Source organism: Pseudomonas sp. HT11, from assembly GCF_044875395.1.
Taxonomy (GTDB): domain Bacteria; phylum Pseudomonadota; class Gammaproteobacteria; order Pseudomonadales; family Pseudomonadaceae; genus Aquipseudomonas.
Window position 1 is genome coordinate 2,198,469 of record NZ_CP173217.1, and the last position, 9,622, is coordinate 2,208,090.

Here is a 9,622-nt window from a genome sequence, read left to right on the forward strand (position 1 = left end):
TCTGCTTTAAGGTGGGCGGGAGGTGGTGACAGGCTTCCCGCCGACAGGTTTTGATGGACTACAAGGATTCGGTGCCTGGCGTTCTAGTTCTATCACATGCCGCCCTGAAACCACCTTGCGCCAGCCAAGTTTCTAATGGTTCCGCTTTCAGCGGTTTTGTTATCAGGTATCCCTGAGCCTCTGAACACCCCCAGAGCGTGATTAGGTCCAGAATGCTTTGGGTTTCGACGCCCTCTGCTACGACTCTATAGCCTAATCCCCTAGCAAGCTCGATGAGTGTCTTAACTAGCCGTTTATCTTTTTCGTTCGTGTTGAGGTTGCTGATTAGTGACTGGTCTAATTTAACCGTACTCACAGGCAGTTGCCTTAGATATGTCCAGTTGCTGTAGCCAGTACCGAAGTCGTCCACGGAAACGTCAATGCCTAATGCACGGGCGCGCTCAAGCTGCTCAATAACTGTCTTCGGATCTGACATGAGCATGCTTTCCGTAAATTCAAGTTCTAGATTTTTCGACTGAAGGGCGCCGTTGTTTATATACTCTGTAATTTTATTTACGAACTTAGAATTCTCAAGATCACTGACAGTGACATTCATGGAGATTCGTAATTCAATACCTTTGTTGAGCCAATCCTTAGCTTGGTTAACTACGGCCTCAAGTACCCAGAAGGTAATTAAATGCATCAACGCAGTTTTCTCTGCAAGTGGTATAAACTCTGCGGGGCTGATAGGCCCGAGTGTTGGATGATTCCACCTGATCAATGCTTCAACATTTTCACATGCTAGAGTAGGTAGTGTGACTTTTGGATGGAAAACTAAGCTCAGCTGATCTTCAGATCGAACTGCATCAGACAGGGAGCTCAGTAAGGCAAACGCTCGCTGCTGAGCTGCGTCCAACTCAGGTTGATACATCGCCCAGCCCAAGTTTCGAACCCTAGCGTCATCAGCTGCCCCTACCACTAACCGTAGCCAGTCCCTCTCTTTTGCATCGGCGATTTTCAATACTCCAATACCTGTCTGCATGAGTATTGGGATTCCTTGACAATCAACCGGTTCGTTAAAATTTGAAAGAATCTCATGGCAGAGACCTTCCACCGGCTGGCCACCTTCTAAAAGAAACCCAAAACGCGTTGGGCTGATTTTGTACAAGAGAGAATTCTTGGGTAATAAAGATTGAAGTCTACCCTTGACGTTGAGCATTAAATTTTGAGAAAAGCTGTAACCGAGCGCTTTTACTACGTCATTCAAAAATTTTGGAGATATTACGTCCACTGCAAATAGATCGTGCTGAATGCCACTAGAGCTTGCTAGTCGAATATCTTCTTCCAGTCTAAGTCGATTGAAAAGTCCGGTAGGCTGATCAATAAAATTACGGGAACGTAAACCCATAATCCGCAAGACAACGAGTTGAGCGAAATAAACGAGCATTGCTGCATCTCGTTTGCTCATTGGGTCTCGAGGTGAAGTATCTATTATGCATAGGCTACCCAGAGAGAAACCATCGCTTGTGAGAAGTGGTGCGCTAGCGTAATAGCGAATAAAGGGCGCGCCGGTGACCATGGGGTTATCTTTGAAGCGCTCATCATTTTGCGCATCCAAAACCTCTAACGCCTTCCTGTCGCGTAGAGAGTGCGCGCAGAACGAAACGTCCCGAGGTGTAGTTCGCTGGTCGATCCCGATCCGCGCTCTGAACCATTGGCGATGCTTTTCGACGATAGAAATCAAGGCGATGGGTGCATTGAAGTATTCTGAAGTCATTGAAATCATTTTTTCGAAGACTTCGTCGTCTTGTTCATCTAGCGGGCAGAGGGCCTCAACGCGTTTTAAGCGTTCTGCTTCGTACTCAGGGAAGTGGGTATTTGCGTCCATGACTAACCTCGTGTATCACGACCATGTGGCTAAACGGTATCAGATCCCCTGCAGGCCTACGATTCCATTTACCTATCGCTCCAATAGGTTAGACCTGGTCACACGTGTGGCGCACGCCCCGGGTACGACTGTTTTGCCGTTCGAACGGGTGTTGGCAGAAATTTGGAGAGCCCTGGATAGATTTTAATCGGCGGAGCTATAAGCAAAATTCTGTCACCCAAAAAATGTTGCATTGAGTGAGAAAATGAGAGAGTATTTATCCATCCTATCGATCTTGCGCGTTAGGGGTTTACACTTCAAAGCCCGGCTTATATGTCGGGCTTTTTATTGCGCTCAGTTTGTGCAAGGTCGAAAATAGAGCTTCCGACTATAAACTGGGAGAGCGTCATGGTTTTGCGTGGCATGGCACAGATGCATGTCGACGACTTGGCGGAACGGTTCAAGAAGTTGGTTGTAGGGCAGGCTGGCAACGCGGATATTCAGTTTGCGTGGGTTGTTTTTTATCAGGGCCGAATGTTCGGGGCCTATTCAACGGCCGAGCTTGCGCTGAAGAAAATAACGGACATTGAGCACTGCATCAGCATCGACGAGGCCCCAGTCCCTCAAACTTCAAGCGACTAAAATTTTTATGAAGCCCCTCCTAGAGCGGGGTTTTTTATTGCCGACGGAACGGCGATTCAGCAAAAGGAATTTGCAGATGTTGAAAGAATTCAGATGCGGTAACTGCAAAAGACTTCTCGCCCGTACGGGTGGGTTTACAGAGCTCCAGATCAAATGTTCCCGATGCGGGACGTTGAATCATGTGAAGGCCGCGAGCCTCGAGCAATCGCCTTTGAGCGACATCAAAGCGGAATCCTCCGCACAAAATGTTCAACTCAAAGGTGAATTACATGTCTAGTAGTGGCTTTCGTATTATCCTCTTTAACAGTGCCAACAATGGCAGCGCTATCCTGCCTCCGCGTAACTGTCTGGTGGCGGGGCAGTATCTCGAGTCTCCAAGCAAACAATACAAGCTGATCCTAGAGGCGGATGGAAATCTACGACTCTACGATAACGGCGCTCCAATCTGGGTGGCTGATAGCAGTGTTCCCTACACGTATGTAGACAACCGTCCAAATACAGATTTGGTCACCTGCTTCTACATGCAAGGCTCTGCCTTTTTGGTCGATCGCGTAGGTAGTCGTACCTGGGCAACCCAGGGTGATTGGATCAACGGGGCTGCGGATCGCGCTTACCTGCAGGTGCAAGATGACGGCAACGTCGTCGTTGTAGATGGGGTTCCTCGGTGGGCTCGATTTGGCTTCACCCCGACCGCTGTTCCGACACGTGGTGTGTTCTATCCAGATCACAGTACGGGTGATCTCTCGACTTTCTACACTTATCACTGGAACAACGCTTTTTAACTCGACCAAGAGCCTCGGCATTCGCCGGGGCTTTTTCATTTTCGGCCCCGCCACACCCTTCGCTCTAAGCAGGGAGTGCCGCGGGGCTGACCTATTTCAAACATGCCCCACGGAGTCGAGCGCATGGAGTATCTACAGCGCCTGCTCGACAAGATCGACAGGTTCGAATTACTGATTGCGGGTCTTGTTGGGGCTGTGATCGCCAGTTGGTGGCACAAGGACGACTTGAACGACTGGCGGGCCTGGATGATCTTCCTCATCACGGGCATGGCCTGCTCGATCTACCTGACGAGCATGGTCAGCACCTATCTGGGTGTGACCGAGCCGAAGATCGTCGCCGGTATCGGCTTCCTGCTGGGTGCCTTCGGCGGTTCGCTCCTGGCGGCCATCAATCGAGCCATCAAATCCGCTGACCTCTGGGCACTCATTCGCCAGCGGTTCGGGGGAGGCAATCCACCATGAATCTCGAATTGATCAACTCTATCGCCTGCGGCCTTATCGCGCTGTGGGCAGCATGGTGCGTACTGAGCGGGAAGGTGAGGGACGGTATCTTCGGCAAGCTGATCTACTCGGCCATTGCCATTAGCGGCTTTGTCGTTATGGCGCGCAGCCAGAGCATCTTCTTCGGCCCGACCAGTGCCGGCCTTACGCTGCATGTGTCCCTGGCCCTGGCCGGCGCCCGCCACATCTTCATGATCACATACTGGCAGCGGGTAAAGGTCTGGCTGTGCCGGACACTTAACTGTGAGCACTGTCTGCACTGCGACAAGGCGCCAGGTGGTATCGAGCGCCGGGGCAAGTAGCATTCCGGTCTACTGGTCTGGGCGCAGCGCGCGACTGCGGGAGTCGCAGGCGATGTTGAGTTCCGCGGTCAATTGATCCAGCTGTTCCTGGTTTATCCAACCGGCGGTCATCAGCGAAAGGTTGTATCCGTCGGCACCCAATCTAAGTTTTTCAAGATGCGCTTCGTCCCTGGCTTCCGCCAAGTAGCTGAAATTCTTTCGTGCGAGCAACATTGCGGATGCTGCATCAGTTGGCATGACGTTGGCTCGACTAGAGATGAGGCGCGCAGATTGCCGCAAGTCGTCGATCAAGGGTAGTAGATTCTGACGAATCAACAGCAAGGAATCCGCGCCACGTTTTCGAATGCGTCAAATCGTGGCGCGAGATAGGTCACATGAAAGTAATCGTAACCAAGCTCCTGGGTTCGGCTGAAGTCGAGTTCCTGCGTGAGGGTGTGGTCGTTCATCGCGAGCGGTTCACCGGCAAGACCAACTCCCGGTATGAGCGCACCATTGCGCCCCGGGAGAGTTCGATGCTCACCGGTGCCGGTTTGTGACGGCCATGCCTGCTGATCGGGCATTCCAGTACGAGGTCGCACCGTGAGCAACGTAACCCGTCTGAGGCACGTTCTGCCAATGAGCTCGGACATCAATGCAGCGGTAATCACTCTCGACAAGGCCATTGCCGATGCTGTGGACACCGCCAAGGCTGCCGGGCTGCCTCAGGGCCTAATCGTTAGCTTGCTCCACGGCCACGCACATGCACAGACCCACCAGATGGTAACGCAATGACCGCGACCATCCACGACATCGCCGACCAGCGCCCGCACCTGATGGTGGTAGCCAGTGATGGTGCCCACGTAATCCCGCACGCCCTGGTTCAATCGGTGATCGCTGGCGACAAGCCTTCCTCGGTCCTGACCGAGCCGGTGGTGAAGCGGATCATTGAAGAGTGGCTACAGAAGCTCACCGAATAAGGATTCCCCATGACTACCAAGCAGCCCGACTGGGAGGCAATCGAACGCGCCTACCGGGCCGGGTCGCTTTCCATCAGAACTATCGCTGAGCGCCAAGGTATCAGCGACACGGCAATTCGAAAGAAGGCCAAGGTCCAAGGATGGGCGAGAGACCTTTCTGACCAGGTGCGCAAAGAGGTTCGCAGCAAGCTGGTTCGCGGAGAGGTTCGCAACGACCAAGGCGCGAACTGCGAACTTGATGCCGAGATCATCGAAGAGGCCGCGGAAGAAGGGGCCCGGGTGGTTCGCAGCCATCGCCGAGACATTCGCAAGGCCACGAACCTTGCGAACCTGCTGATGGATGACCTGCTCAATACCATCCAGCGCCGCGAAGAGATCGAAGACGCGATCATCGACGAGACTGACGAGGACAACAACGGGATGCGCCGGGCTTCGATGCTCGCTGCTGTCGCGCTACCCAGCAATTCCAAAACCCTGTTCCAGCTTTCCTCTGCAATGAAGAACCTGCAAGTTTTGGAGCGTCAGGCATTCAGCCTGGACGAGAAGGAGAAGACGGACGACGCCGACGAGATCTCGAAGATGATGGATGAATTAACACAGGACGCCTGACATGAAGCCCGAGCACATGAAGCTGCTTCGGGATCGGTTCTGGCGACTGAATAACCTCTACTTCATTACCGACAAGCAGGGCAAGAAGGTTCGCTTCCGCATGACGCAGGAGCAGATCGATTACTTCCAGGGGATGCATACCCGGAACATCATCCTGAAAGCTCGCCAGCTGGGCTTTACGACGCTGGTGTGCATCGTCCAGTTGGATGCAGCGTTGTTCGAGGCTGCCAAGTGCGCCTTGATCGCTCACACCTTGAATGACGCGAAGCGCCTGTTTCGTGAAAAGGTCAAGTACGCCTACGACAACTTGCCGAAGGAGCTGCGCGCTGCCAACCCGGCGAGAAACGACGCTGCCGGTGAATTGGTTTTCAGTAAGGGCGGCTCGCTTTACGTCTCTACCTCGTTCCGGGGCGGGACGCTGCGCTACCTGCACGTTTCCGAGTTCGGGAAGATCTGCGCCAAGTTCCCGCACAAGGCGCGGGAGATTGTCACTGGTGCTTTCGAGGCAGTGGCCGCTGATTGTTTCGTCACCATCGAGTCGACGGCAGAGGGCCGGGCGGGGTATTTCTTCGATTACAGTCAGGCAGCAGAGCGCCAGCAACTCTCTGGTGTCCCGCTGGGCCTGCTCGACTGGAAGTTCTTTTTCTTCAGTTGGTGGAATAACAAGGCCTACTGGCTTGACCCGACTGACGTTGTCATCCCGCAGCGCCTGACCGACTACTTCAACGACCTGTTCGCGAAGCACGGCATTGACACGAACCCAGGCCAGCGAGCCTGGTACGCCGCCAAGGAGAAGACTCTCGGCGATGACATGAAGCGGGAATACCCGTCACTGCCGGCGGAAGCCTTCCAGCAGTCGATCGAGGGCGCCTACTACGCCAAGCAGTTCACCAAGTTGTATGGCGCACAGAGGATCGGCCCGCTACCGGACAACAGTCATCTGCCGGTGCACACGATATGGGATATCGGCGTCGGCGACTCCACGGCCATCTGGTTCGTTCGGATCGTTGGCGAGGAGTATCACATCATCGACTTCTACGAGAACAGCGGCGAAGGCCTGCGGCACTACATGAAGGTGCTCAAGGATCGCAAATACACGTATGGCGATCATTGGGGCCCGCACGACATCGACAACCGCGAATTCGGTAGCGACGGCAAGACTCGGCGCGAACTGGCCCGGGAGGGCTACGAGATCGACGGGCAAAAATACAGCCTCAAGTTCAGCGTTGTTCCAAAGCTGGGCATCGATGAAGGCATTGAGCAGGTTCGGGAGATCCTTCCTGCCTGTGCCTTCGATGAGTCCAAGTGCGAACTGGGTATTTCCTGCCTGGAGAACTACCGAAAGGAGTGGGACGACAAGCGGGGCTGCTGGAAAGACAAACCACTTCACGACTGGTCATCGCACGGCGCGGACGCCTTCCGCTACTTCGCCGTCTCGATGGGCCGGCGCAAACGCACAGGCGGAACACGCCGAATTGGAGGCTTGGCCTGATGCCAGTGCAATCGACAAACCCCGACTACGACGCGCACATCGCTGAGTGGGAGATGATGGACGACGCGCTCGAGGGTGAGTGCTCCGTAAAGCGCAACGAGCGCAATCTGCCAAAGCCGAGCGGTATGGTTGAGGCTGAAAAGCTGGATGGCGCGGGTAACAAGTACCTCTACCAGAACTACACGAACCGGGCTCAGTACGAGCACTGGGTGCGCGATTCGCTGCGGTCGATGATGGGCCTGGTCTCCCGGTTGATTCCGGAGATCGAGTTGCCAACTGGCCTGAAAGGGCTGGAGGACAACGCCACGGCCGACGGCTTCGGCCTGAAGCAGTTGTTCTTTCGCATGGTGCGCCAGGCGATCTCTCACGGCCGAGTGCCGCTGGTGGTGAACATCGACGAGAGCAGCGAGCCGTACTTCTCAACGTACGCCACACGCAACGCAATCAACTGGGACACTGCTGATCAAGGTGGCCGGCAGGACCTGGTCCTATCGGTGTTCCGCGAGTTCCGCAAGAAGGGCGTCGATCGCTACAGCCATGACTGCGATACCGTTTTCCGTGAGTTCTTCATGCTCAACGAGGTCTGCTACACGGCCGTGCGCAATGAGGGCGGTGAGTTGGTCGAGGATGAACGGCCGCTTGGCACTACCGGCAACGACAACCGTCTGGTTAAAGGCCTGCCGTACTTGCCGGTGATCTACTGCGGCTCGACCGACAACTCGCCGGACGTTGACGAGGTGCCGCTACTGACCATGGCGCGGGCCGCGTTGAAGTCCTATCAAATCAGCGCTGACTATTTCAGCTCTCTGCATCAGACCAGTCATCCGCAGCCGTGGGTGTCGGGTCTGGATGAGGCGGTGGAGCTAAGCGTAACTGGTCCATCCGCTGCCTGGGATCTTGGGCCGAACGGAAAGGCTGAATACCTGGAGTTCAAGGGCACCGGTATTGAAGCCAACCGCAAAGCCATGGATGACCAGAAGAACGCCGCGCTTGAGGCAGGCGCCAAGGTCATGGACGTGGCCGGCACTGAGTCGGGTGAGGCGAGGAAGACGCGTCAGAACGATCAGCACGCAACGCTTCACAGCATCGTCATCACGGTGGCCGAGGCAGTGGAGCAAGGTCTCCGATACGCTGCCGAGTGGAAGGGTTACGACCCCAAGCAGGTTAAGTTCAAGGTGAATCCTGAGTTCGTTACCCCTGTGGTCGACGCCCAGGTACTCGCCGAGCTGCTCAAGGGCGTGATGGCCGGGACGATCAGCGCCGACACCTACTGGCAATACCTCACCACCGGCAAACTGCCGGACCACCCATACGAAGACGAAGCCGACCTGATCAGCGATGAGCGCGAGTCGGCCGGCATCAACTTGGACAAAAACGATGCCATCGACAAACCAGGCACAAGCGGACAGCCAACTGCTGGAGCAGACGACCCGCCACTCGGTAATGCTGGAGCGGCTTAAGGCCGGCGAGGTCAAGAAGTTCGAGAAATACCTGCGCCAGATTGACACGTTGGTGCGGGAGCAACTCACCCGCAAGGAGCTGACCACCTACAGCCGGGATCGCCTTGAGCAGTTCCTGGCCCGGGTGGACGGCAAACTGTTGGAGATCTACAAGGCCTACGGCGACCTGGTGCAGGCCGATCTGGTCGATATCGCGCTGTACGAGTCAACCTTCGAGGCTAAAAGCCTGAGCAATGCACTCTCCATCGACGCGGTGGTGCCGACCAACACGCTGATCCGTGCGGCGGTGTTCTCTTATCCGATTCAGGTAAAGGGCATCGATGGCGGCAAGCTGCTGAAGAGCTTCGTCAGCGGCTGGACGCGGACCGAGACGATGCGCGTCACGAACACTATCCGGCTCGGCTTCGGCCAGGGCCAGACCAATGCCCAGATCATCCAGGCGATTCGCGGTACCGCGGCGCAGAACTTCACGGATGGCGTCTTGGCGGTGAGCAACCGCAATGCTGCTGCCGTGGTGCAGACGGCAATCCAGCATGTGGCCACCACGGCGCGAATGGAGACGCTGAAGGCCAACAGCGACGTGGTGCTGGGCTATCGCTGGGTGTCGACGCTCGACCGAAAGACCTCGCAGCAATGCAAGGGCCTGGATGGGATGCGTTTCGACCTGGGCAAAGGTCCGCTGCCACCGGCGCACATCAACTGCCGCTCAACCACGGTTCCGACCACCATGCTTTCGGAGATGTTCGCCAAGGACTCCACGCGCGCCTCGGTGGGCGATAACGGTGGGGCTCAGGTCGACGCCGGCCTGAACTATTACGAATGGCTGGCAACGCAATCGGCGAGCTTCCAGGATCACGCCCTCGGGCCGGTCCGGGGCAAGTTGTTCCGCGATGGCGGGCTGACGCCGGAGAAGTTCGCGAAGCTGCAGCTCGACAAGTCGTTCAAGCCGCTGACGCTGGCGCAGCTGAAGGAAGCAGAGCCTGACATGTTCACACGAGCAGGCGTTACACTCGGCGCTCAACCAGGTTGAGA

The 9,622-nt window shown here is 55.7% G+C and carries 14 protein-coding genes; 12 read left to right on the forward strand and 2 right to left on the reverse strand.

Annotated elements, in window-relative coordinates; all coding sequences use genetic code 11:
- Positions 1-58 precede the first annotated feature (58 nt).
- Positions 59-1,867: an EAL domain-containing protein gene (locus tag ABWL43_RS10165; protein WP_404487574.1), complete on the reverse strand. Its 1,809-nt coding sequence runs from the start codon at positions 1,865-1,867 to the stop codon at positions 59-61.
- A gap of 387 nt (positions 1,868-2,254) precedes the next feature.
- On the opposite strand from ABWL43_RS10165, the gene ABWL43_RS10170 reads away from it, so the two are divergent.
- The 5 genes from ABWL43_RS10170 to ABWL43_RS10190 all read left to right on the forward strand — a co-directional run bounded on the left by ABWL43_RS10170 (position 2,255) and on the right by ABWL43_RS10190 (position 4,073).
- Positions 2,255-2,488: a hypothetical protein gene (locus tag ABWL43_RS10170; protein ID WP_044288146.1), complete on the forward strand. Its 234-nt coding sequence runs from the start codon at positions 2,255-2,257 to the stop codon at positions 2,486-2,488.
- Between the two features lie 70 nt (positions 2,489-2,558).
- A complete protein-coding gene (locus ABWL43_RS10175; protein ID WP_404488385.1) occupies positions 2,559-2,765 on the forward strand; it encodes a Com family DNA-binding transcriptional regulator in 207 nt (68 codons plus the stop codon).
- Positions 2,758-3,270: a hypothetical protein gene (locus ABWL43_RS10180; RefSeq protein WP_404487576.1), complete on the forward strand. Its 513-nt coding sequence runs from the start codon at positions 2,758-2,760 to the stop codon at positions 3,268-3,270. The genes ABWL43_RS10175 and ABWL43_RS10180 overlap by 8 nt, the downstream gene beginning before the upstream one ends.
- 123 nt (positions 3,271-3,393) lie before the next feature.
- Positions 3,394-3,732: a hypothetical protein gene (locus ABWL43_RS10185; RefSeq protein ID WP_003218335.1), complete on the forward strand. Its 339-nt coding sequence runs from the start codon at positions 3,394-3,396 to the stop codon at positions 3,730-3,732.
- A complete protein-coding gene (locus ABWL43_RS10190; protein ID WP_404487577.1) occupies positions 3,729-4,073 on the forward strand; it encodes a hypothetical protein in 345 nt (114 codons plus the stop codon). Before ABWL43_RS10185 ends, ABWL43_RS10190 begins: the two co-directional genes overlap by 4 nt.
- 9 nt (positions 4,074-4,082) lie before the next feature.
- Here ABWL43_RS10190 and ABWL43_RS10195 read toward each other — a convergent pair whose 3' ends face one another.
- The gene (locus ABWL43_RS10195; protein WP_404487579.1) at positions 4,083-4,394 is read right to left on the reverse strand and encodes a hypothetical protein; all 312 of its coding nucleotides are present in this window, start codon (positions 4,392-4,394) and stop codon (positions 4,083-4,085) included.
- A gap of 53 nt (positions 4,395-4,447) precedes the next feature.
- On the opposite strand from ABWL43_RS10195, the gene ABWL43_RS10200 reads away from it, so the two are divergent.
- The 7 genes from ABWL43_RS10200 to ABWL43_RS10230 are packed head-to-tail and all read left to right on the forward strand — an operon-like array spanning position 4,448 to position 9,620.
- Positions 4,448-4,609, forward strand: a complete 162-nt coding sequence (locus tag ABWL43_RS10200; RefSeq protein ID WP_404487580.1) for a hypothetical protein — start codon at positions 4,448-4,450, stop codon at positions 4,607-4,609.
- Positions 4,610-4,652: 43 nt separating this feature from the next.
- The gene (locus ABWL43_RS10205) at positions 4,653-4,844 is read left to right on the forward strand and encodes a hypothetical protein (RefSeq protein WP_404487581.1); all 192 of its coding nucleotides are present in this window, start codon (positions 4,653-4,655) and stop codon (positions 4,842-4,844) included.
- Entirely contained in the window at positions 4,841-5,029 is a 189-nt protein-coding gene (locus ABWL43_RS10210; RefSeq protein WP_404487582.1) for a hypothetical protein, read from the forward strand. The genes ABWL43_RS10205 and ABWL43_RS10210 overlap by 4 nt, the downstream gene beginning before the upstream one ends.
- A 9-nt stretch (positions 5,030-5,038) precedes the next feature.
- A complete protein-coding gene (locus ABWL43_RS10215; RefSeq protein ID WP_404487583.1) occupies positions 5,039-5,638 on the forward strand; it encodes a hypothetical protein in 600 nt (199 codons plus the stop codon).
- Position 5,639: 1 nt separating this feature from the next.
- A complete protein-coding gene (locus tag ABWL43_RS10220) occupies positions 5,640-7,130 on the forward strand; it encodes a terminase (protein ID WP_404487585.1) in 1,491 nt (496 codons plus the stop codon).
- A complete protein-coding gene (locus ABWL43_RS10225) occupies positions 7,130-8,590 on the forward strand; it encodes a DUF4055 domain-containing protein (RefSeq protein ID WP_404487586.1) in 1,461 nt (486 codons plus the stop codon). The genes ABWL43_RS10220 and ABWL43_RS10225 overlap by 1 nt, the downstream gene beginning before the upstream one ends.
- Entirely contained in the window at positions 8,508-9,620 is a 1,113-nt protein-coding gene (locus ABWL43_RS10230; RefSeq protein ID WP_404487587.1) for a minor capsid protein, read from the forward strand. Before ABWL43_RS10225 ends, ABWL43_RS10230 begins: the two co-directional genes overlap by 83 nt.
- The last annotated feature ends 2 nt before the right edge of the window (positions 9,621-9,622 follow it).

What these genes read in the sequence shown, in the direction of transcription:
- ABWL43_RS10165 (WP_404487574.1), bottom strand. Translation starts at nt 1,867, where the DNA reads ATGGACGCAAATACCCACTTCCCTGAGTACGAAGCAGAACGCTTAAAA.
- ABWL43_RS10170 (WP_044288146.1), top strand. Translation starts at nt 2,255, where the DNA reads ATGGTTTTGCGTGGCATGGCACAGATGCATGTCGACGACTTGGCGGAA.
- ABWL43_RS10180 (WP_404487576.1), top strand. Translation starts at nt 2,758, where the DNA reads ATGTCTAGTAGTGGCTTTCGTATTATCCTCTTTAACAGTGCCAACAAT.
- ABWL43_RS10185 (WP_003218335.1), top strand. Translation starts at nt 3,394, where the DNA reads ATGGAGTATCTACAGCGCCTGCTCGACAAGATCGACAGGTTCGAATTA.
- ABWL43_RS10190 (WP_404487577.1), top strand. Translation starts at nt 3,729, where the DNA reads ATGAATCTCGAATTGATCAACTCTATCGCCTGCGGCCTTATCGCGCTG.
- ABWL43_RS10200 (WP_404487580.1), top strand. Translation starts at nt 4,448, where the DNA reads ATGAAAGTAATCGTAACCAAGCTCCTGGGTTCGGCTGAAGTCGAGTTC.
- ABWL43_RS10210 (WP_404487582.1), top strand. Translation starts at nt 4,841, where the DNA reads ATGACCGCGACCATCCACGACATCGCCGACCAGCGCCCGCACCTGATG.
- ABWL43_RS10215 (WP_404487583.1), top strand. Translation starts at nt 5,039, where the DNA reads ATGACTACCAAGCAGCCCGACTGGGAGGCAATCGAACGCGCCTACCGG.
- ABWL43_RS10220 (WP_404487585.1), top strand. Translation starts at nt 5,640, where the DNA reads ATGAAGCCCGAGCACATGAAGCTGCTTCGGGATCGGTTCTGGCGACTG.
- ABWL43_RS10225 (WP_404487586.1), top strand. Translation starts at nt 7,130, where the DNA reads ATGCCAGTGCAATCGACAAACCCCGACTACGACGCGCACATCGCTGAG.
- ABWL43_RS10230 (WP_404487587.1), top strand. Translation starts at nt 8,508, where the DNA reads ATGCCATCGACAAACCAGGCACAAGCGGACAGCCAACTGCTGGAGCAG.